Raw genomic sequence first — 22483 nt, forward strand, 5'->3', positions numbered from 1 at the left:
TGAGTGTAATTGGTGGACATGAAATAATGCGTTATTTGGCTTCTCCCCTCGTGTATCCCCATGTAGTCGGGTTGTTGATCGGTACGATTTTCTTTGCCTTTTCGTTGACGCCTTCTTTGCTACCCAGACCGATTTTGATCCAAGGCATCTTGTCTGGCTTGTCCTTCTCTGCTGGCTATGGATTGGGCAGTGTCTTGCTCTGGCTCTGGTCCTATTTGCAGCTGCCAAGCCCTCATCTGCGCTGGGCGCGCGCGATTCAGCTGGTCGCCAGTGTCCTGTGCTTGATCTTTGTGCTGCATTTCGCTTGGCAGGCAGCTGAGTGGCAAAATGCACTGCGCGGCATGATGGGGTTGGAACTGCTGACCGACAGCCAGCCGTTTTATCTTGGACTGATCGTGGCGCTGGTGTTTTTGCTGATGCTGGCAGTGGCACGCTTGTTCAAATGGGCTCTGCATGCGCTGGCAGTGCGTTGGCAGCATTATATTCCGCCGCGCATCTCTTACCTGACCAGCTTTGTTGTGGTGTTGCTGCTCTTCTGGTCGGTGATCGATGGGGTGCTGATCAACAGTTTGATGCGTACCGCCAACAACTCCTTTAAACAGCTTGATGCCTTGATTGACGACCACTTGCCACGCCCGACGGCGGCATATCAGACGGGCAGTCAGGCTTCATTGATGAGCTGGGAAGAGCTGGGACGTCAGGGGCGACGCTTTGTGGCGGGTGGACCGGGCGAGGCAGGTTTGCATGCGTTTTTCGGCCAGGAAACAGCCGCACCTGTGCGTGTTTATGTGGGGTTGGCTTCAGCAGAAACACCGCAGCAGCGTGCTGAGCTAGCTTTGCAGGAACTCAAGCGCAGCGGTGGTTTTGAGCGCTCGCTGCTATTGCTGATCACCCCGACGGGAACAGGCTGGATCGATGCCTCCTCGATTGATACGCTGGAATATCTGCATCGTGGTGATGTCGCGAGTGTGGCTGTTCAGTACTCCTACTTGAATAGCCCGCTCACGATGATGACCAATCAGGCTTATGGTGAAGAAACAGCTCGAGCCGTGTTTTCGCGTATTTATGGCTATTGGCGTGAGCTGCCAAGGGAGAGCCGTCCGCGTCTTTATTTATCTGGGATTAGCCTGGGATCACTGAATTCGGATCGCTCCTTTGATCTGTTCGATATTATTGATGATCCTTTTCACGGTGCGCTTTGGGCGGGGCCTCCCTTTCGCAGTAACACCTGGCGACGTGTGACAGCCCAGCGGGATGCTGATTCACCTGCTTGGTTGCCCAGCTTTCGAGGTGGCGCGGTGGTACGTTTTATGAACCAAGAGCAGGGATGGGATCACGCCCGTGAAGATTGGGGCAGCTTTCGCTTGCTCTATCTGCAATATGCCAGTGATCCGGTCACCTTCTTCAGCCCCGGCATTGCCTGGACGGAGCCCGACTGGATGAAAGCCCCTAGAGGGCCGGATGTCTCGCCTGATCTGCGCTGGTTTCCGCTGGTCACGATGCTCCAGCTGGGTGCTGATACCATGTTTGGTATCGCGCCCAAGGGTTTTGGCCATGAGTATGCGCCCGAGCATTATATTGATGCGTGGCTCGGGCTGACGGAACCAGAAGGCTGGGATGAGAGGAGTATCCAGCGGCTGAAAGCCCTATTTCAGGCACAGCGGAATTGATGTCACGGCAGCCAGCAGGCTGAATTTCTCTTTTTCATCGCTGGATTTTTCTCAGTGCATCTTAATAGGTGCACTTTTCACTTCTTATTGTTCACGCTTGATTCCTCTTGCGCCTCGGCCGTCCTGCACAGAAATCAGTCATCTTATCTGACTCATCAGTCATCTATTCTGTCATCAAAGCTTCACACTCAGCGCTTATTTTTGTAGTATAAAAATTGAATGAACGTTCAATAAAAAATATAAGTAGCTCATTTATTTAGGTTTTTGAATAAAGTCTATGGTTGAGGGGCCTGGTGTCCTGATCTTTTAGGCCTGTTCATGTCTTTTGCTCCTGTGCTGAGACGCCTGTCTGGCTCAGCGAGTCACGCATCGCGCCTGCGGTGTCACCCATGTTACGCGATCGAAGGCTGTGTGCCGGGTCAGCGAATGAGGATCAAGAAAAGGATGGTGATGTTGGATAGCTTGCCCTCTAGTGGAACAGACCTTTACAAGATGCGATTAGGTGCTGGTGTCGCAGAGGTGGATATATGACTCAGGTACGTATTGCTCAGCAGATCTACGATGTTGATGCCTTGCTCTTCGATAAGGATGGCACCCTGCTGAACTTGAATACCCTCTGGTGCCCTTGGTTGGATGCGGTGGTGGCGCAGCTTGGTCAGGCGTCAAGCGCACCCACGCCTGCCGATTTTGATCTGGCATTGGGCGTGTACAAGGCAGAACAGGGGCGGGTGATTGATCCGACAGGGCCCTTGGCGATTGGCTCGATGGATGATGTGCTGACGATCCTGGCGCAGGTGCTCTATCAGCAGGCGGGTTATGGCTGGAATGACGCGCTGCGCTGTGTGCATCTGGCGCGTATGGCCGCAGAGTCTGCCTTGAATTGGGCAGAGTGGATTCAACCCCTGGCTGGCGTGCAGTCTTGGATTGCCGCTGCGCAGGCCGCTGGGCTGCGCTTGGGTGTGGTGACCTCGGATGATCAGGCCAGTGCCTTGACACATTTAAAAGCGCTGCAACTGGATCAGGCCATGTCGGTAGTCATCGGTCATGATCAGGTCGAACAGGGCAAACCCTTCCCACAAATGGTCGAACGTGCCTGTCAGCAGCTGGGCGTCTTGCCAGAACGAACGCTGCTGTTTGGTGATTCGAATGGCGATATGCAAATGGCACAAGCGGCGGGTTTGCTGGCCGGTATTGGTATCGCCCCTGAAGATCAGCGTTCACATCTTAGCGCAGCACAGCAGGTGATTGCTGATTATACCGACTGCGCCCTTCTCGATTCATTCTCATCATCATAAAGGACGACTCCAATGCATGATCAAAAGAAGAAGCAACTGCAACATCTGAGTGAACAAGCGCGTCAAGGCCAGCTTTCTCGGCGGGATTTTCTGGGCTATGCCGCCGCTTTAGGCGTGAGCCTGCCGCTTTCCGGCGGCCTGTTTGCTGCCAGCCCTGCGGTGCAGACACCGATCAAGGGCGGCACACTGCGCGCGGGGATGCAGGGAGGTGAGTCAACCGATAGTCTCGATCCCGCCAGTTGGACCAGTCAGGTGCAGCACTCTTTTGGTCAGTCTTGGGGAGAAACCCTGACCAATCTTTCGCCAGAAGGTGAGTTGATCCCACGTCTTGCTGAATCGGTGAGTGCCACGCCAGATGCACGCACCTGGACTTTCAACCTCCGTCGCGGCGTGCTTTTTCATCACGGTGAAGAGATGACCTCTGCTGATGTGGTCGCCACCTTGCAGCGCCATTCGGATGAAAACTCGCAATCTGGAGCGCTGGGCATTATGCGTGGCATTCAGTCCATTGAGGCCAAAGGGCGTTATCAGGTCGAGGTGGTCGCCACTGAGCCTAACGCGGATTTGCCCTTTTTGATGTCGGATTATCACCTGATTATTCAACCTAACGGGGGGCGTGATCAGCCGGCAGCGGGCATCGGCACCGGCCCTTATCGTGTGACGGAGTTTAACCCGGGGGTGCGTCAGCGAGCGGAGCGCTTTGAAGACTATTGGAATCTGGAAGAGTTTGGACATGCTGATGAGATCGAGATTCTGGTGATCAATGATCCTTCAGCGCGTGTTGCCGCGCTGCAAAGTCGTCAGGTGGATATGATCAACCGCGTTGAGCCGCGAATTATGGGCATGCTCAATCGCCTGAATCATGTGGTGCCGCGCAGTGTTTCAGGCCGTGCGCACTATGTTTTTGTTATGCACACAGATACCGCGCCTTTTGATAACAATGATCTGCGTATGGCGCTTAAACTGGCGATCGATCGCGAAGATATGGTGAATCGCATCCTGCGTGGTTATGGCACGGTGGGGAATGATATGCCGATTAACGCGGCCTACCCGCTCTTCTCCGATGATATTCCGCAGCGCAGTTTTGATCCGGATCGGGCACGCTACCACTATGCGCGCTCAGGCCATAGCGGACCGATTGTGCTGCGAACATCCGATACCGCCTTCCCCGGTGCAGTGGATGCCGCTCAGCTGTTCAGAGAAAGCGCGGCTCAGGCCGGAATTGATCTGCGCGTGCAGCGCGAACCCAGTGATGGCTACTGGTCAGAGGTGTGGAATAAGCAGCCCTTCTGCGCTTCCTACTGGAGTGGCCGTCCCACGCAGGATCAGATGTATTCCACCGCTTATATCTCTGATGCAGATTGGAATGATACCAATTTCCAGCGAGCTGATTTTGATCAGCTGGCGCGTCAGGCTCGCGGTGAGCTGGATCAGGAGCGGCGTCAGGCCCTGTATCGTCAAATGGGGTTGATGGTGCGTGATGAAGGTGGACTGATTCTGCCGATGTTCAACGATTATCTAGAAGCCACCAGTGATCGTGTTGGCGGCTGGAAACCCCATCCAATGGGAGAAATGTGCTCAGGTTATGCCTTATCTCAGTGCTGGTTAACGGCGTAAACGGGTCAAAAAACTGATGAATGTCTTGGTCTTTAAACTGGTTGCCCAGCGGATAGCGCTGGGCCTCCTGCTGCTTTTGGCTGTCTCTGCACTGATTTTTGCAGGCACAGAACTTCTTCCTGGGGATGTGGCGCAATCCATTTTGGGCCAGTCCGCCACACCTGAGGCGGTGGCGAATTTACGCCGCGAAATGGGGCTGGATCAGCCCGCTCTACAGCGTTACTTCTCTTGGTTAGGTAGCGCCTTGCAGGGTGATTTTGGCGTCTCGCTGTCAAACCAGCGGGATATTGCTGAGGCCATCGGGGATCGCCTTGGCAATACACTGTTTCTGGCCTTTTGGACGGCATTGATTGCCGTACCGCTGGCGATCCTACTGGGTTTGCTCGCGGTGCGCTATCAGAATCGTTGGCCAGATCGTCTGATTTCTGGCAGCACCTTAACGGCCATCTCGCTGCCGGAGTTTTTTGTCGGCTATATCATGATCTATGTGTTTGCGGTGCATTTACAGTGGTTTCCTAGTCTTTCCACTGTGCACTCAGGCATGCCTTTGGGCGAGCGCTTGTATGCCATTGCGCTGCCGGTCGCCACGCTGACGCTGATTATTCTGGCGCATATGATGCGTATGACCCGCGCGGCCCTGCTGAATGTGATGCAATCTGCCTATATTGAAACGGCTGAATTGAAAGGGCTTTCAGGCTTGAAGGTCATCTGGCGACATGCCTTACCCAACGCGATTTCACCTGTGGTGAATGTGGTGATGATTAATCTGGCCTTCTTGGTGGTGGGTGTGGTGGTGATTGAGGTGGTGTTTGTTTATCCCGGCCTCGGCCAGTTTTTAATCGACCATGTTGCCCGTCGCGATCTGCCTGTGGTGCAAGCCTGCGGATTGATTTTTGCTAGCGTTTATATCTTGGTCAATATGCTGGCTGATGTGATCGCGATACTGGCCAATCCTCGCTTACGCCATCCCAAGTAAAGAGCCTGTTATCGATGAATATCAAACAAATACCTTGGACCGCCTTGATCGGTCTGATCTTGACCATCCTGTTTGTGGTGGCTGCCATTTTTGCCCCTTGGATTGCACCCTATGATCGCAACGAGCTGGTGGGTGATCTGTGGGAACCTGCCTCGCACTATGCCTGGCTGGGTACGGATAACCTGGGGCGGGATATCCTCTCACGTCTCATCTATGGTGCCAGAACAACACTGGCGATTGCCGCGTTGGCAACGGCCTTGGCTTTTACGCTGGGTTCGGTGCTGGGCATCTTGGCCGCCGTGCTGGGCGGTTGGGCCGATCAGCTGATGTCGCGTTTGGTCGATATGTTGATGTCGATTCCGACGCTGATTTTTGCTTTGGTGGTCTTGTCGGTGATGCCAGCCACGATTCCGATCTTGATTTTGGTCATGGGCTTGCTGGATTCAACACGGGTGTATCGCTTAGCCCGCGCAGTGGCGGTGGATATCCATGTGCAGGATTTTGTGGAGGCGGCTCGCTTGCGTGGAGAAAAGCGCAGCTGGATCGTGTTTCGCGAGATTCTGCCTAACGCCTTACCTCCGCTGGTTGCTGAACTGGGCCTGCGCTTTGTCTTTGCGGTGCTCTTTCTTTCTTCCTTATCCTTTTTGGGCTTGGGTGTTCAGCCACCTGAGGCAGACTGGGGCAGTCTTGTGCGTGAGAATCGTCAAGGTATCGCCTTTGGTGTGCCAGCGGCCTTGATTCCTGCTGCGGCCATTGCGCTGCTGGCGATCTCAGTCAATCTGGTCGCGGATTGGGTGCTGAAGCGGGCTACAGATTTAAAAGGAGGTCGCCGTGCCTAACCTGTTGCTTGAAATCAAAGATCTGAAAATAGAAGTCACGGTGCAGGCGGCAGGTGAGGCGGCACGAGAAGTCACGCTGGTGGATGGCGTGAGTGCTTCTTTAGCGCGCGGGCAGGTGCTGGGCCTGATAGGTGAATCCGGTGCGGGTAAATCAACCCTGGGTTTAACGCCAGCTGGTTATGGGCGAGGTGGTGTGCGCATCACAGGTGGAGAAATCTGGCTGAACGGGCGCAATATCCTGCAAGAAACACCCAGTGGATTGCGCCAGTTGCGTGGCCGCGAGGTGACCTATGTCGCGCAATCCGCCGCCGCTGCTTTTAACCCAGCGATCAAGCTGATCGATCAGGTCATTGAATCCACGCTCGAACACCAGCTGGCCTCCCCGTCAGAGGCCAAAAAGCGCGCGATAGATTTGTTTCGTCAGCTGGGGCTACCTGATCCTGAGCAGTTTGGTGAGCGTTATCCGCATCAGGTTTCAGGTGGGCAGTTGCAGCGTGCCATGACGGCCATGGCACTGTGCTGTGAACCTGATCTGATTATTTTTGACGAGCCCACCACGGCATTGGATGTCACCACACAGATCGAGGTCTTGGCCGCGATTAAAAATGCCATTCGTGAAACTGGGGTCGCCGCGTTATATATCACGCATGATCTGGCTGTTGTGGCGCAGCTGGCCGATGACATCATGGTGCTGCGCCAAGGACAGTGTGTTGAGTATGGCTCGGCTCGCCAGATTCTTGAAACCCCTCAGCAGGAATACACCCAAGCGCTGGTTTCTGTCCGCTCGATCACGCATCAAGCTCAGCAGCCAGATTCGCAGCCGCTGTTATCCATTCAGGATATTCATGCCGCCTATGGGCGAGATCAAAAAGCACCGAGCGTGCTCAAGGGCATCAATTTGGCACTGTCTGCGGGGCAGACTCTGGCGGTCGTGGGAGAATCTGGCTCGGGCAAATCAACGCTGGCGCGGGTGATCACTGGGTTATTGCCGCCACGCCAAGGGCAGATAGAGTTTGACGGTATCCAGCTGGCCTCAGCGCTGGATCAGCGACCTAAGGCGCATCTGCGCCAGTTGCAGATGGTCTATCAGATGGCGGATGTGGCGATGAATCCGCGCCATACCGTGGGTGACATCATCGGTCGCCCCCTCACCTTTTATTTTGGTTTGCGCGGCGAGAAAAGACGCCAGCGGGTGATGGAGTTGCTTGAGGCGATCGAAATGGGGGATGGCTATTATCACCGCTATCCTGCTGAGCTGTCTGGCGGTCAAAAGCAGCGTGTTTGTATTGCTCGCGCCTTGGCAGCAGAGCCCAAGCTGGTGATCTGTGATGAGGTCACCAGTGCGCTGGACCCACTGGTGGCAGATGGCATCCTCAAGCTGTTGTTGAAGCTTCAGCAGCAGCAAAATGTGGCTTATCTCTTTATTACCCATGATCTGGCCACGGTGAAATCGATAGCAGATTCGATTGCCGTGATGTTTCAGGGCGAGGTTGTGCGTTATGGCACGAAGGAGAAGGTACTCAGCCCACCCTTTGATGCCTATACCGAAGAGCTCTTGTCCTCTGTGCCGCAAATGCGTCTTGGATGGTTAGAAGAGACGCTGGCGGCACGCGCGCAGCTGACGTCATGATCATGACTCCCTCGGTGTCGTCTCAACGCCGAGGGAGAAGAGCGGCTTAGGCCATCAGAAGGTCATCAACCACGGCCGAGGCGTGGCACGACGGCTGAGCCAGCGACTGGCGATGGCATCATGCGCATGCAGGCTTTCAAAATGTGCCACCTGAATATGGGCTTCCAGCCATTGGCTGTCTTCTTCCATCATCTGGGTGAGACGACGGGCCGCATCCTCACAAAACATCTGATTGGCCCCATTGCGTAGTGCAAAGGCCTGTTCATCTGTGCGCTTGACGGCAGTTTGCACTGGGGTCGCCAGCGTCTGCTCGGCACGCTGAAGATGATCGATCAGCTGCCAGGCTTTTGCCTGCTCAGCGGCTCGCCGCCAGCTGAGTGTCGCTTGGCTGCGTTGACTATGGGGTGTGGCCAGGCTGCCATGCGCTTGAATCCAGTGGCGGATGTCTTCACGCGCCACCAGCGGTTGGTGCGCAAAGTCGGCTTCCAGCGCTTCGGCCAGAGCATCGCGGGATAAGGCGGCCGAACAGGGGCAGGTCGAGGAGTAGAGCAGGCGGATCTGTTCCACCAGCTCGGTCTGCCCAGCTTGATGCGCAACAGTGATGCGCATGGGATAGGCTTGCCAGCCCTGATGTGGGCTGAGCAGCGCAGGGACAAGACGCAGCTGCTCCCATTCCAGCGTCAGGCTGAGTTGCTGGCTGCCAGAGCCTTGGGTTGCCAGAAGCTGCTCTGCTGCAGCCACCAGCCCTGCTGGAGTCAGCGAGGCTTGACCTAAGGCTTCTGCAAGACCGAGATAAAGGCGTGACATATGAATGCCGCGCTGCTGACGATCGAGATCGACCGTCAGCGTGGCGCGCGCTTGTACTGGCTGATCATCAAATATCAGTTGCAGGGGAATACCTGCCATACCGACCTGATCCAAATACAGGCTTGAGTGGGTTTGGCTGGCGACATCGGGGAGAGAGGCGCTCATGATTCTTCCTTAGCTCAAAAGTGTTATCTTATAACATATCTGGCCTTGGCGTCATCTGCTTCTGTGTTGAGCGTGGCTGTCGGTTAAGAAAGTGTTGGTTGAGAAGATGTTGGTTGAGACGGCGTCGCTGGATCAAGATAGGGTGCGACCACAGCCCGAACATCGATGGTGACCTGCATCCGCTGAGCGAGTAAAAATAAACCAGCCAGTTTACGATGGAGCAGCAAGGCTTCTAGCGGTGGTTGATACCAGTAACCCAGCTCGAAGCTCAGCCGCATGGCCAGTTGCTGGAGTTCGGCCACCAGATCTGAACCAGCAAAGTCATAAGGGCCATCAAAGATGCGCCCAACACACTGTAAAAGCTGCACGAGACAAGCCTCCTGCGCGGCGGTCATCCCCGGGCGGCAATAGCCTATTTGCTGTGCAGCAGCCAGTAGCGCCGGCGCATCTGCGGCGATCAAGGCCTGTAATAGCGCGCGATAAGCCTGACAGAGGGCGGTCGGATAGGTGCGCGCGGCGCCAAAATCGATCAGACCCAGGCGCTGGTGTTTGAGATCCAGCAGATAGTTGGCAAAGTTGGGGTCCGTTTGAATGTGCTGCCACTCAAAAAGCTCGCGCAGCAGCAGTCGAAAGAGTTTTTCTACCCAGAAGTGGCGCTCTGCCTGGCTGGCGCTGGCCAGCTGATCGATGGGCTCACCGCCAATAAAATCCATCGCCAGAATCTTGGCACCGCTGAAAGAGGCTTCAAGCTGAGGGAGAATCAGATCGGGATCGCTCGCCAGTTGTCGCTGCATCTGTTCGAGCTGCTGCGCTTCATAGAGGTAGTCGGCTTCTTGTTGCAGCTGAGCCTTGGCTTCGGCCAGCAGGGGAGCGATATCCAGATCTGGCGGTAGCAAGCGGCTCCAGCGCAGTAAGGTCGCGACCTGATCCAGATCATGATCGATGCTCTCGACGACACCCGGATACTGCACCTTGATGGCCAGATGGCGACCTGAAACTGTCCAAGCTTCATGCACCTGCCCAATCGAGGCTGCAGCAATGGGTTGATAGCTAAAGCGTTGAAAAGAGGACGGCCAGTCAGCGCCCCAGGCCGCGCTGAGCAGTGGCTCCAGCTGAGACAGAGGCAGGGTATGGGCATGGTTTCTTAAACCTGCCAGAATACTAGCCAGTTCAGGTGGCAGCAGATGTCCGGCATCCATCGAGAGGAGTTGGCCGAGCTTCATGGCTGCGCCGCGCATTTCAGAGAGGCGATCACTGATACGCTGTAGGTTGCCTGCACTGAGCGCCTGTTGCTGCCAATCCCAAGACTCACCGCGCTGCCAGCGGCGTACGCCCTCGCCAACCAGACCACCAGCGACGCCGACAGCAAGGCGACCAAAATGAGATAGACGGGTCAAACGACCGCTGGGCAAAGGACGGCTAGGGCGTTGGGTCATGATTTCTCTCTTCAATGAAAGGAGTGCATCTCTTGCATGAACAGACGCACTACCCAGCTTGGAAGCAAGCGTGTCTGATGGATGATCTGCGTTGGCTGGTGAGCGCACCACCCTTGATTCAAGGTGCGCAGGTGACCCAGTTGACGCTGGATTTTCTCGGCTGGGATGCAGCTGGCTTTGAAGCCTGGCTGCAACAGCTCACCAACCCACCCAGATTAGCAAATCTTTTGCTGTCACGCCGCCTTGGCCAGTATCACGAGGCCTTATGGCAGCTGCTGCTTGAAGCCGCGCCAGCGGTTGAGCTGGTGGCCGATCATCTGGCGATTCGCGAGCTAGGGCGCACGCTGGGTGAGCTGGATTTTCTCTACTGGCACCATCCAACCCAGCGCCTTTTTCATCTAGAGGTGGCGATCAAATTTTATCTGGGTGATCCCGATGCGGCCTGTGAAGCCGAGATGTGGCGTGGACCAGCCAGCCAAGATCGCTTGGTCATCAAGGCCGAGCAGATGCAACAGCGCCAGCTGGCGCTGAGCTGTGATCCGCGTGCCCAATCGGCCTTACAAGCGGTGGCCGGTGCACGACTTGAACGGCTCAGCCACCAACTGGTGATGCCGGGTGTGCTTTTCTATCCTTGGTCTGGGCAGCTTGCCTCGCCCCAGTTAGCCCACCCGCAGCATTGGCGCGGTCACTGGATGACACGTTCTGATTTTACCGTCTGGCTGGCTGGGGCACCGCCCAACTTCGCGGCCTGTCTATTGCACAAACCCCATTGGCTCGCCTTGCCGCAGCAACTGGTTTCGGCCTCAAGGCTAGAGCAACAGCTGGCTCAGGTCTCCTGGCCGGTCCAGCTGGCATGGCGCAGTGAGGCAGGGCCTGTAAAGCGCTTGTTTTTAGTCGAGGATGGCTGGCCAGGGCAAAGAGCGTAACGCTGTGTTGCTTTCTTTAAACAGGTCACATAAAAGGTATTGGGTCTACATTAAACCTAGGCTTTTTTACACTCTCCTTCTATATTAAATCTGGCTCATGGTAGATCATGAGCCGCTTCCATCTGCTCAGAAGTTATATCAAAACTGGATATCATCATGAAGCTCCTTTCATTGCGCGTGGCGAGTCTTAGCTTACTGCTCACGCTGTGCTTTTCCTTACCCGCTTTTGCTGCTGATTCTGTTGACGCCTTAGCTGATCCGGCCTGCTTGCCTCTGGCCGAACTGGTCAGAACCGAGGGTCAAGTGCGTGTGACCCGAGCCCCTTCGCCCTTTCCCTTGCGTCAACTTGAGCTGCCTTTTGCACTGTGTGCCGAAGATCAGGTGCAAACCGTCACCGGCGCGCAGGCTTTGATCCACTATGCCGGTGGCGAGCTGGTTCTGGCTGAGCAAAGCCGCCTGCAATTGCGTGGCGCAGAGCAGCTTGAACTCGAAGAAGGCGTGGCCTTGTTTGAAGTCAGCCGTCGTGAAGGCGGGCAGTTTGTTGCCCAGACGCCCTTGGTGGTGATCGGCGTCAAAGGCACGCGTTTTCTAGTCAGTGCACAGGCCGAACGGCATGATGTCGCGCTTTTTCGTGGCGCGGTTGAAGTCGAGCGTCAGGATGGTCAAGAGATGGCCTATTACCTTGCTCGCCCGATTGAAGAAATGACCTTTGCCGAATATCGCGCCTATCAGCGCCAGCAATTTCAGCAGTTTCAGCAGGATTTTAATCAGGCCTTTCAAGATTACCGCGAACAAGTGCGCGCTGAGTTTCAGGCCTTTGTGCGAGGGGTGGATCTGCAACCTGGTCGTCAGCTCACACTCAGTGGTGCCGATGACTCAGTGGATGCCATCGATGCCCCCGTTAGTGAGTCAACCCTGGCGGTGCAAGAGGCCTTGGCGAATTGGTTGACTGAATAATAACAAGCCTCAGGTTCACCACTGGGTGAGCTGAAGTTGGCGCTAAGAAAAATAGCTAAGAAAAATAAAGTGGGCTCATCCCACTCTTTCATGCATGCAAACGGAGAAGAAAATGAAAAGCCTGATCGGTTTTTTTGAGCATTTCAGTATTGCCAGAAAGCTCTTGGTTGGCTTTCTGAGCGTGGTACTGCTGATGCTGGTGGTCGCGACAACCAGTTATCAGGGGCTGAACCTGCTGATTGATCGCAGTAATAAAGCCAGTTGGGGTGAAGAGCTGGATCAGCTGGTGATCCAAACCGAGCTAGCGCGGGCAGCCTATCGCCAGCAACCCAATGATCAACAAGCGCAAGCCGTCCAAGCCAGGCTGAATGAACTGGCACAGTCCCTAACCGGTCATGACTATCATTTCTCGGATGCGCACAACCTACAGCAGCTGGCTGCGCTGGCGCGCTTAAACGAAGAGTATCGGGGGCATTTTCGGCGCTTGATGGATTTAGCTGTCGAACGGGATGGCGTTCGTCAAACCTGGGTTGCCGCAGGTAACCAGATGGTGCAGGGCTATAGTGAGCTGGAGCAGTTGCTGACGCAAACAGCACGCATGGCCGACTATCCCTTGATCGCTACAGAATCCGCTTTAGAAGCAGCCAGAATCAACCAGCAGGTGGCGTTGCTGCGTTTTCATATGCGCGGCTATATTCTTGAAGACCAGCAGCGCCACTTAGATGCGGCCAACCAGATTTTGGATCAAATTATTCAGGCCACGGAGAATCTGAATCTTCTTGGGCAATCGCGTTTGATGGAGCAGGCCAATCGCTCTGTTGAAGCACTGAATCGCTATCGCACCCACTTGGGTCAGCTGCAAGGCGTCAACCAGAATATTGTTTCCGAGCGTGCCCAGCTGGAAGGCCTGAGTCAAACAATGCGCTCAGTGGTGACTGAATTTGTTGATGATCAGCTGGCCAAGCGCGTTGCGGCTGTCAGTCAAGTGATCAGTCGTTTGCTGCTGGTGGTGGGCTTAGCCATTTTGGTGGCGCTCTTCTTTGCTTGGGGGATTACCCGCCTGATCGCGCAGCCCTTGGTGGAGGTTGTGACTTTAGCGCAGAAAATCGCGCAGGGTGATCTGACGTCGGATCTGGCCAGTGAGCGCCGCGATGAGGTTGGGCAGCTGATTCGAGCCATGGGCGAGATGAACGCCAAACTGCGCGAAGTGCTGGGGCATATCGGCGAAAGCAGCTTGCAGTTGGCCTCAGCCACCACTCAGCTGTCTTCCTCTTCTGAGCAGAATACACAAGGCATGCAGCGCCAGTGTCAGGAGACAGACCAGGTTGCGGCAGCGATTAACGAGATGGCGGCCACAGTACAAGAAGTGGCGCAAAATGCCGAGCTGGCTGCACTGGCTGCGACTGAGGCCGATCAGCTGACGCAGGCCGGTTCTTCCAGTGTATTAGGTACAGCGCAACAAATTGAAACCCTGGCAGATGAGATTCTGGCTGCGGCGGAATCGATGAACCAGCTGAAAGAAGAAAGTGATCGCATTGGCGGTGTTTTGGATGTGATCAAAGCCATTGCTGAGCAGACCAACCTCTTGGCACTGAATGCCGCGATTGAAGCCGCGCGTGCCGGTGAAGCCGGACGTGGTTTTGCTGTAGTGGCGGATGAAGTGCGCAGTCTGGCCTCGCGTACACAAGGCTCGACGCTGGAGATCGAAGAGCTGATTGCTGGCTTGCAGAATAAGGCGCAGGGTGCCGTGCAGATGATGGAAAAAAGCCGTGGTGTGACCGACAGCAGTGTGCGTCAGGCGCGTCATGCCGCAGGCCAGCTGGAGAAGATTGCCCAGTCGGTATCTCGTATTCAAGGAATGAACCAGCAGATTGCGACCGCCGCTGAAGAGCAAAGTGCCGTGGCGGAAGAAATCAACCAAAGCGTTATCCGTGTGCGCGATATTGCTGAGCAGGCCGCCGAGGCCGCGCATGAGATTTCTGGTGCGTCAGAAGGTCTCGCGCAGATGGGTGGACGTTTACAAAACATGATGGGGCAATTTAAGCTCTAGATCAGTAGCTTCAGCCTGAGATCTGGTGCTTTGATCCATCAGTGCTTTGATCAATCAGTGTATTGATCCATCGAGGTTCTCTGAAGGGTGTGGATTGCCAGTTCAGGGAGCCTTTTTACAGTGCTGAAGCCTAATTTCTGTGCCCCATCTTTCTGTGATTCATCTTTTTATGACTCATCTTTCTATGACTCATCTTTTTATGACGCATCAAGGAGAGGTTGTCGACCGCTGTCAGCCTATGAATGAATAACCCCCTGCCATTACTGCAACGTGAGCGTTTGCAGCTGCTGTACCTGAGCCTTCTGCTGTGCAGCACTTTGCTGATCGGCAGCCTCGCTCCTGCATCTCCAGCCTGGTTGAGTCGTTTTGCGGCGCTGGTGAGTGATAGCTATCATGCTTGGCAGCCACGACCTGCTTCCACTCAGGTGGTGTTTATCGATATCGAAAATACCAGTGTACAAGCCCACGGGCGCTGGCCTTGGCCGCGTCACCTGCTGGCCGAGGCCCTGTTGAGATTAGATCAGGCCGAAGCCATCGCGCTGGATATGCTGTTCGCTGAGGCCACCACCGAGGCCGATGATCTGGCGCTGGCCGAGGCGATGCAGCAGCTGCCGCTGGTGAATGGTGTTTTCTTGAATGGTCCGCAGGCCAGACACCTGACAGCAGAAGGCTATGCCCAGCTTTTGGATTCTTCGCTTTTTCAGATTCAACACGCGCAGCTGATTCAGGCTCAAGAGCTGGAGCTACCGACGCCCCTGCTGAGTGGCGCTAGTCCTGTGCTGGCGACGCTGAATATTCTGCCGGATGCGGATCAACATCTGCGCCACTACCCCTTGGCTTTTTGGGTTGATGATCTGGCGGTACCCAATCTAGGGGTGCAGCTGTTGCGCTTGGCTGAGCAGCAACCCTTATTGATTGACGGTCGGCAGGCCCAGTTTTTAGGCCAGACGCTGCAACTGGATACACTGGGCCGCATCAAGCTCAGCTATTACCCGCTAGCAAGCTATCAGCGTATCCCCTTGGCGGATGTCTTGGCCGCCGATTGGGACCCAGCGCGCCTGGCGGGTAAGCTGGTTCTGGTTGGTGTCAGCGAGGCAGGTGTCACGGATTTACGCGCGACGCCCGTGGGTTATCTGCCTGGGCCCTTGGTGCATGTCACGCTGATCAGTAATCTCCTCGAAGGCCATATCATTCAGCCTATTGCGACTCTGCATTGGTGGCTGGGTTTGGCCTTGCTCGCGCTGTTGCTGATCTGGATCTACTACTGGCCGAGTGCACTCTGGCGTCTGGCGGGCTATCTCTTGTTGATGATCAGCCTGTATGTAGGGGCCGCACTGCTATATCGGATGAGCAATCTGTGGCTGGAGGCTTTTTATCCGCTACTGCTGGTGCTGGTTGCGATGCTGGTTGGCGAGTTGATTCTCTTCACGCGTCATAAGCGCCAAGGCGAGCAGCTACAAAGTGCCTTTTCCAGCTATGTGGCACCGGCTTTGGTGAAGCGGATCGTGCAGCAAGGCAGTGCGCTTCAGCTTGGCGGCAAGCGGCAAGAGCTCACCTTGCTCTTCTCTGATTTGCGCAACTTTACGCCCACGACTGAAGCGCTAGAAACCGAGGCGCTGGTCGAGCTATTGAATCAGTATTTTGGCTGCATGATCACCCAGCTACACCGTTTTCAGGGCACGCTCGATAAGCTGATGGGCGATGGCATCATGGCGCTGTTTAATGCGCCTCTGGATGATCCAGAACATGCCTACCATGCCTGTCTCAGTGCTGCGGCCATGCAGCAGGCGCTGGAGGCGTTTAATGCACGCTTTGCCGAGGATGATGTGCGGCGTTTGGCGATGGGTATTGGCCTCAATACTGGCCCTTGCGTGGTGGGTAACATTGGTGCCGCTGGGCGTTTTAACTACACGGCCATCGGTGATGCAGTGAATACGGCAGCGCGCCTTGAAAGCGCGACCAAAGGCCTGACCGATCTGAATGGACGCCCAGTTGATATTCTGCTGGGGCCAAGCACCTATGCCTTGGTCAAGACACGCCTTGGTCAGTATTGTGCGCCAGTGGGGGCAGTGCAGCTTAAAGGTAAGGCGCAGGCAGTCGAGGCTTGGGCCTTACATTGGCGTGATCTGGCGGCCGATTTATGGCCCTAAGCTGAGACTGAGGTATTCAGGCTGAATCGAACTCTCAGATTCGACCCAAAAACAGCAGTGGAGATGATTTTTTATTCTTATAGGTTATAAAAGCGCTTGCCTTTGTTGACGCAGCTTATTATTCTTTCTGGCTATCAAAGATGGTTTTTTTATTTCTTTTGGAGAGTCAGATGAAGCTGCAACAGCTGCGCTATATTTGGGAAGTCGCCCACCATAACTTAAATGTATCCGCGACGGCGCAGAGCCTCTATACCTCTCAGCCAGGGATCAGTAAGCAGATCCGCCTCTTGGAGGATGAACTGGGTATCGAGATTTTTGCGCGCAGTGGTAAGCACCTCACACGCATTACGCCCGCAGGCCAAGAGGTGGTGCGTATGGCAGGAGAAATCTTGCGTACGGCTGAGAATATCAAGCGAGCGGCGCAAGAGTTCAGCGATGCCAAACGCGGCAGTCTGGTGCTGGCAACCACCCATACTCAGGCGCGTTACATTCTGCCCGAGGTCATTCAGCAGTTTATTCAGCGCTATCCCGAGGTCACGCTGAGCCTCAAGCAGGGGACACCGCCACAAATTGCCCAGATGGTGGTTGAGGGTGAAGCCGATCTGGCCATTGCGACAGAATCCATCGCCAATACCAACGATTTGATCACCTTCCCTTGCTATCAGTGGAACCGTTGTGTGCTGGTGCCGAAGGATCATCCCTTAACCCAGGTGCAGCCTTTAACCTTGGCGGCCTTGGCAGAGCATCCTCTGGTCACCTATACCAGTGGTTTTACTGGTCGTGCGAAGGTAGATGAAGCTTTTCAGCAAGCTGGTATCGAGCCGCGCTTTGTGTTTACCGCAGCGGATTCTGATGTCATCAAAACCTATGTGCGCCTCGGTGTGGGTGTCGGCATTGTGGCCCATATGGCTGCCGATCAGGCTGAAGAGGATCTGGTCGTGCTGGATGCCAGCCATCTTTTTGAGCCAAGTATCACCCGCCTTGGGCTACGTCGTGGTGCCTTTATGCGCAGCTATCTGTATGACTTTATTGAGCTTTTGGCCCAGCATTTGGATCGCGATACGCTGAGTCAGGCGCTTGAGTTGGGCTCGAAAGCCGAGGTTGACGCGCTGTTTGCCGATCTGACCCTGCCACTGCGCTAGCCAGCAGCATTTTGCATGTGAAAAAGCTATACTGCGCTTTCTGATGAGGCCCAGCCCAGTGCTGGGTCTTTTGTTGATGCTTATGGCTTTTCTCTGAGTAGGAAGAAAGATTATGGAATTGGCTTGCCTGGATTTAGAAGGGGTACTGATCCCTGAGATTTGGATCGCTTTTGCTGAAAAAACTGGCATTGATGCACTCAAAGCGACCACCCGCGATGTTCCTGATTATGATGTGCTGATGCGTCAGCGTTTGCGTATTCTGGATGAGTATGGCTTGAAGCTTCCTGATATTCAGGCGGTGATTGCTGAACTGGAGCCCTTGCCCGGTGCGGTTGAATTTGTGAACTGGCTGCGTGAGCGTTTTCAGTTGGTGATCCTGTCGGATACCTTCTATGAGTTTGCCATGCCTTTGATGCGCCAGCTGGGCCACCCCACACTCTTGTGCCACAAGCTTGAAGTCGATGCCGAAGGCCGAGTGGTGGATTACAAGCTGCGTCAACGTGATCCCAAGCGTCAGAGCGTGCGTGCCTTCCAGCTATTGAACTATCGCGTGATCGCGGCGGGGGATTCTTATAACGACACCACCATGCTGGCACAAGCCGAGCAGGGAATACTCTTCCATGCGCCGGATAATGTGATTGCTGAGTTCCCTCAGTTCCCGGCTGTGCACACCTACGACGATCTGAAAAAAGCTTTTTTGCAAGCCAGTGAGCGGCCATTAAGCCTGTAAGCTGTCTGCTGCTCAGCAGAGCAGAAGCCTCTGCTGCTGAAAGGAACAACAAGATGCGCCCACTGCTGCTGATCTATCTGCATGGTTTTGCTTCAAGCGGTCAGGCCCACAAGGCCGAGCTGCTTCGCGCTTGGTGTGCTCAACACCAACTGGCTTTTATCGCGCCCTCGCTGCCAATCCAGCCGCAGTTGGCGCTTTCCAGTGTGCAGGAAACTCTGACCGCGCTCCTGCCCTTCTATCGGGTGGGATTGGTGGGCGCATCGCTTGGTGGATTCTATGCACGCTATCTGGCGCAGCAGGCGCAGCTTCCCTGTGTGTTGATTAACCCTGTCGTCAACCCAGCGCAACGTTTGCAAGAGGCGATAGGCTCGGTCACTCATTATCACGATCAGCTGCGTTTTAGCTGGACGCAGGAGCACTGCCAGAGTCTGGCCGCTTATCGGGTTGAAAAGGCCAGCGTGCCTTGTCGATTGCTGCTGCAAACCGGGGATGAAGTGTTGGATTATCGCCAAGCGCAGCTGGCCTATCCAGAAGCTGAACTCTGCCTAGAAGAGGGTGGGGATCATGGTTTTGCAGGCTTTGAGCGGCATATTCCTACGCTGGTGGCCTTCCTTGACCAGCATGCCGCAGATCAAGAGGGTTAAGCGCCAAACATCTGTGGAGGCAGCACTGCCGCGAAGCGTTCACTGCGTAGCTCAACACGACTGCCCAGCTCAAAATAATGGTGGCTGGGGGTGATCACACAATACTCTGCGCCATCTTGCTCCAGCACATAGAGATAATCGTGGCCACGAAACTCTCTTTCCTTGACCAAGGCAGCCTGATCACTGTCGCTGGCGACCATATACAGGTCTTCAGGCCGCAAGGATAGCTGCACTTCGCCTTGAGTATCGCGATTAAGCTGAATGCGCCCCAGTGCTGTACTGGCTTCTAAACCTTGTGCCGTGCCTTGGAGCAGATTGGTGTGGCCCAAGAACTTGGCAACAAAGGCATTGGCTGGCTGTTGATAGACCAGCTGAGGTGTATTGAGCTGCACCAGCTGGCCTTGTTGCATGACGCCCACGCGATCTGCAAAGGTCAGCGCCTCGGCCTGATCGTGGGTGACCAGAATGACCGACGTGCCTGCCTTCTTAAACAGCTGGCGCATCTCCTTACGTGTTGATTCTCGCAAGGCCGCATCCAGGTTGGAAAAAGGCTCATCCAAGAGCACCAGTTCCGGTTCTGCGGCCAGCGTCCGCGCCAAAGCCACCCTTTGTTGTTGACCGCCAGACAGCTCATGCGGATAGCGCTTGGCATAGTCTTTTAAACCCACCAGCTGCAGCCATTCCAGTGCCTTCTCAACCTGCTGCGTCTTCTCGATATGACGCATGGCAAAGGTCACATTGCGCAGCAAGGTCATATGGGGAAAAAGGGCGTAGTCCTGAAAAACGATGCCAATATTGCGCTTTTGCGGTGGACTCTCAGTGATATCCTGCTCTTTAAGCAGGATCTGGCCTTGATTGGGTTTTTCAAAGCCTGCCAGCATGCGCAAGGTAGTGGTCTTGCCGCATCCACTGGGACCCAGCAGCGCCAAGATTTCGCCACGGCCAAGGCTGAAGCTGACATGATCCACTGCCCATTCAGTTTGCTGGGCATAGCTTTTACACAGATCCTTGACCTGCAACAGAGGAGGAGATGTTAAGGCATTCACTAGGCTTTCTCTCGATTCAGAACCAGTCCAACGGACAGGGTTGAAAACAGTAGGATCGCCGCCGCAAAGGGGGCCGCTTCGGCCATCATGCCCTCAGACGTGCGCGTGTACACAGTGACTGCGAGGGTGGTGTAGTTGGTCGGCGACAGCAGCATGGTGATGGGCAGCTCCTTCATGCAAAACAAGAAGACCAGCGTGGCCGAGGCCAGCAGGCTGCGTCTTAAACGCGGAAAGATCACATGATAAAAGGTGGCCAAAGGACTGTAGCCGAGCGAGAAGGCCGCTTCTTCAAGATTGACGCGGGTTTGTAGCAGGTGGCTGCGTATCGGCCCCATCGCCAAGGCCAGCGTAGCCAGCGCCAGCGCAAAAACCAGCATGGCCAGAGTTTGATAAAGAAAGTAGGCCGTATTGAGCGCAAAATAGACCATTGCCAGAGCCAGTGTAATGGGTGGCAGGGCATAGCCGATATAGGTTGAGCGCTCAATGAGGCTCGACCAGCGTGATGGATAGCGCACCAGCAGATAGGCCACTGGAATCGCCATCAGGCTGGTCAGCAAGGCAGCAGGAATCGCGACGGTTGCTGAACGCAAAAAGGTGGCCGGCACTTGTAAAAAGAAGCTCAGATCAGGGGGCGCGAGGATCAGCCAGTAGGCCAGAATCATCACCGGCAGGCCAATCGAGCTTAAAAATACGGCACTCAGATACAACCAGGCAGGCAGGTGGAGCCATCCTAAACGGCTCTGACGCTGCTGACGCGGTGCGCTGCTGCCCAGACTGGCCAGGCGCTTGCGCTTAATCAGGGTTTCCATCATGACAAAGCTGGCAGCCAAAGCGAGGAGCATCAACGATAGCCAAGCGGCATAAAAGCGATCAAAGGAGTTTTCATACTGGTTGAAAATGGCATAGCTGAAGGCCTCATAGCGCATTAAGGCTACCGCGCCAAAATCGCCCATCACATACAAGCCGATGACCAGCCAGCCCGCCATCAGCGCAGGCAAGAGGTGTGGCAGCAGCACATGACGAAAGGTCGCCCAAGGGCCATAGCCAAGAGATTGTGCGCTTTCTTCTAAATTGGGATCTAGTCCGAGTAGGGCTGCACGCAGATTCAAAAAAAGATAGGAGAAGGTATAAAAAGAAAGCGCCATCAGTGCGCCCCAATAGCCGCTGATGCGGGGGAGCTGCCAGCCAAACAGCTGAGCAAAAACACCATAGTAGCCACCGAGTCCCATCAGTGCATAGGCCATCACATAGCCAGGCACCGCCAAGGGAATGACCGCCAGCAGAGTAATCAGCTTTTTAAAGCGGATATCCGTGCGAGTGACCAGCCAGGCCGTGGGCAATGCCATCAGGGTAGTCAGAATCAGCACGCCGCCAGTCAGTTTGAGCGTATTCCACAGCAGATCGAGATTACGTTGTCGCCACAAAATATCGGCTAACTGAGCCGGTTCAGCTTGAAAAGCACGCAAAAATAAATAGAAGAGTGGAATAAGCATCGCTACAGCAACCAAGGTCGCTGGTATCAGCAGGTAGAGCGGGGCCCGTGTGCGTTGCGCGACAGGCTGCTGGGGTGCGACCACGACAGACATAGAGGATGCAAGCTTCCTGAACGGATGGTAGACAAAAATAAGAGGTCAAAAATTACCAGATTTCAGTGCTTAAGTAAATGATAATTAAAATCAAAACTAGAGGGGCTGGCGTCAAACAGCCCTCTTCACCTCAGGCGCTCTGCTGAGGTGAGAGGCCGATGCGCTTTTACGAAAGAGATCGCATGACCCAGCGCAATAGTGAGTCACAGGCTGCCTAAATCTGCTTCCAACTCGATCAACCAAGCTTCAAGCCAGATTTGTGACGCCTGGACCATGCCCAGTGGAGAAACCGGTGCGACGCTCGGTTTGGCTTGCCAGCGACGTTGATAAAGACTCACGCCCTGTGGATCGAGCAGTGTGATCTGAAGATCAATATCCAGCGTTTGCTCAGGCAGGTTCAAGTACCACTGATCTAGAGTCAGTAGCAGACGCAGATCACTGGTAAAGCCAGGTTGATCCGGCAAGACACTGTGCGTCCAACTGGCTTGCCCCAGCCCGTGGACCAGCCAGCGTTGTAGCTGCAGGTCTAGACTTTCTGCCCATTGGTAGCGGCTAAAGGCATTCAAGGCCTGCTCTTCGCGATACCAGAGATCGCGACTGCGTAACGGTCCAGCGGCATTGGGCCGGTCAATCGCCAAATGCAGGCCACCTGAAGACGCGAGCGGGTTTGTATTCATCATAGGCAGGGCAAGTTGCAGACGCTTGGGTTCTGGCTCAGGGTGAGGCAAGAGTGTGCAGGCGTGCAGGCTGATCAGCAGCAGAAGCAGGGCGCTGATTTGAAGCCCGCGCGATAAGAGTCTATTGAGGGTCAACATGA

General features: G+C 55.0%; 18 protein-coding genes. 13 read left to right on the forward strand and 5 right to left on the reverse strand.

What is annotated here, in order from left to right; genetic code table 11:
* Positions 1-26: 26 nt before the first annotated feature.
* The 6 genes from V6U78_RS02955 to V6U78_RS02980 all read left to right on the forward strand — a co-directional run bounded on the left by V6U78_RS02955 (position 27) and on the right by V6U78_RS02980 (position 8027).
* Complete coding sequence (locus tag V6U78_RS02955) at positions 27-1670, forward strand: alpha/beta hydrolase (RefSeq protein WP_405337016.1); 1644 nt, start codon at positions 27-29, stop codon at positions 1668-1670.
* Between the two features lie 527 nt (positions 1671-2197).
* Positions 2198-2965, forward strand: a complete 768-nt coding sequence (locus tag V6U78_RS02960; RefSeq protein WP_405337018.1) for an HAD family hydrolase — start codon at positions 2198-2200, stop codon at positions 2963-2965.
* Positions 2966-2977: 12 nt separating this feature from the next.
* A complete protein-coding gene (locus V6U78_RS02965; RefSeq protein ID WP_405337020.1) occupies positions 2978-4582 on the forward strand; it encodes an ABC transporter substrate-binding protein in 1605 nt (534 codons plus the stop codon).
* A gap of 16 nt (positions 4583-4598) precedes the next feature.
* Positions 4599-5558 (forward strand): ABC transporter permease, encoded by a 960-nt coding sequence (locus V6U78_RS02970; protein WP_405337022.1) that lies wholly within the window; start codon positions 4599-4601, stop codon positions 5556-5558.
* A 14-nt stretch (positions 5559-5572) separates the two neighbouring features.
* Positions 5573-6397, forward strand: a complete 825-nt coding sequence (locus tag V6U78_RS02975; protein ID WP_405337024.1) for an ABC transporter permease — start codon at positions 5573-5575, stop codon at positions 6395-6397.
* Entirely contained in the window at positions 6390-8027 is a 1638-nt protein-coding gene (locus V6U78_RS02980) for an ABC transporter ATP-binding protein (protein ID WP_405337026.1), read from the forward strand. Before V6U78_RS02975 ends, V6U78_RS02980 begins: the two co-directional genes overlap by 8 nt.
* Positions 8028-8081: 54 nt before the next feature.
* Here the strand turns inward: V6U78_RS02980 and folE2 are convergent, their stop codons facing one another.
* A complete protein-coding gene (gene folE2, locus V6U78_RS02985) occupies positions 8082-8999 on the reverse strand; it encodes a GTP cyclohydrolase FolE2 (protein WP_405337028.1) in 918 nt (305 codons plus the stop codon).
* A gap of 83 nt (positions 9000-9082) precedes the next feature.
* Entirely contained in the window at positions 9083-10435 is a 1353-nt protein-coding gene (locus V6U78_RS02990; RefSeq protein ID WP_405337030.1) for an ABC1 kinase family protein, read from the reverse strand.
* A gap of 32 nt (positions 10436-10467) precedes the next feature.
* On the opposite strand from V6U78_RS02990, the gene V6U78_RS02995 reads away from it, so the two are divergent.
* The 7 genes from V6U78_RS02995 (at position 10468) to V6U78_RS03025 (ending at position 19034) form a co-directional block, all read left to right on the forward strand.
* Positions 10468-11361 (forward strand): DUF1853 family protein, encoded by an 894-nt coding sequence (locus tag V6U78_RS02995; protein WP_405337032.1) that lies wholly within the window; start codon positions 10468-10470, stop codon positions 11359-11361.
* A 156-nt stretch (positions 11362-11517) separates the two neighbouring features.
* Complete coding sequence (locus V6U78_RS03000) at positions 11518-12318, forward strand: FecR family protein (RefSeq protein WP_405337034.1); 801 nt, start codon at positions 11518-11520, stop codon at positions 12316-12318.
* Positions 12319-12430: 112 nt separating this feature from the next.
* A complete protein-coding gene (locus tag V6U78_RS03005) occupies positions 12431-14368 on the forward strand; it encodes a methyl-accepting chemotaxis protein (RefSeq protein ID WP_405337036.1) in 1938 nt (645 codons plus the stop codon).
* Between the two features lie 242 nt (positions 14369-14610).
* Complete coding sequence (locus tag V6U78_RS03010) at positions 14611-16518, forward strand: CHASE2 domain-containing protein (protein WP_405337038.1); 1908 nt, start codon at positions 14611-14613, stop codon at positions 16516-16518.
* Between the two features lie 170 nt (positions 16519-16688).
* Positions 16689-17660, forward strand: a complete 972-nt coding sequence (gene cysB, locus V6U78_RS03015) for an HTH-type transcriptional regulator CysB (RefSeq protein ID WP_405337040.1) — start codon at positions 16689-16691, stop codon at positions 17658-17660.
* 112 nt (positions 17661-17772) lie between these two features.
* Positions 17773-18390 (forward strand): bifunctional phosphoserine phosphatase/homoserine phosphotransferase ThrH, encoded by a 618-nt coding sequence (gene thrH / locus V6U78_RS03020; RefSeq protein WP_405337042.1) that lies wholly within the window; start codon positions 17773-17775, stop codon positions 18388-18390.
* A gap of 53 nt (positions 18391-18443) precedes the next feature.
* Positions 18444-19034, forward strand: coding sequence for a YqiA/YcfP family alpha/beta fold hydrolase (locus tag V6U78_RS03025; RefSeq protein WP_405337044.1), 591 nt, complete (start codon positions 18444-18446; stop codon positions 19032-19034).
* Here the strand turns inward: V6U78_RS03025 and V6U78_RS03030 are convergent.
* The 3 genes from V6U78_RS03030 to V6U78_RS03040 form a co-directional block, all read right to left on the reverse strand.
* A complete protein-coding gene (locus tag V6U78_RS03030) occupies positions 19031-20080 on the reverse strand; it encodes an ABC transporter ATP-binding protein (RefSeq protein ID WP_405337046.1) in 1050 nt (349 codons plus the stop codon). The genes V6U78_RS03025 and V6U78_RS03030 overlap by 4 nt on opposite strands.
* The gene (locus V6U78_RS03035; RefSeq protein WP_405337048.1) at positions 20080-21666 is read right to left on the reverse strand and encodes an ABC transporter permease; all 1587 of its coding nucleotides are present in this window, start codon (positions 21664-21666) and stop codon (positions 20080-20082) included. Before V6U78_RS03035 ends, V6U78_RS03030 begins: the two co-directional genes overlap by 1 nt.
* Before the next feature lie 203 nt (positions 21667-21869).
* Positions 21870-22481 (reverse strand): ABC-type transport auxiliary lipoprotein family protein, encoded by a 612-nt coding sequence (locus V6U78_RS03040; protein ID WP_405337050.1) that lies wholly within the window; start codon positions 22479-22481, stop codon positions 21870-21872.
* Positions 22482-22483: the final 2 nt, after the last annotated feature.

The organism is Marinospirillum alkalitolerans, assembly GCF_045055655.1.
Taxonomy (GTDB): Bacteria; Pseudomonadota; Gammaproteobacteria; order Pseudomonadales; family Halomonadaceae; genus Marinospirillum; species Marinospirillum alkalitolerans.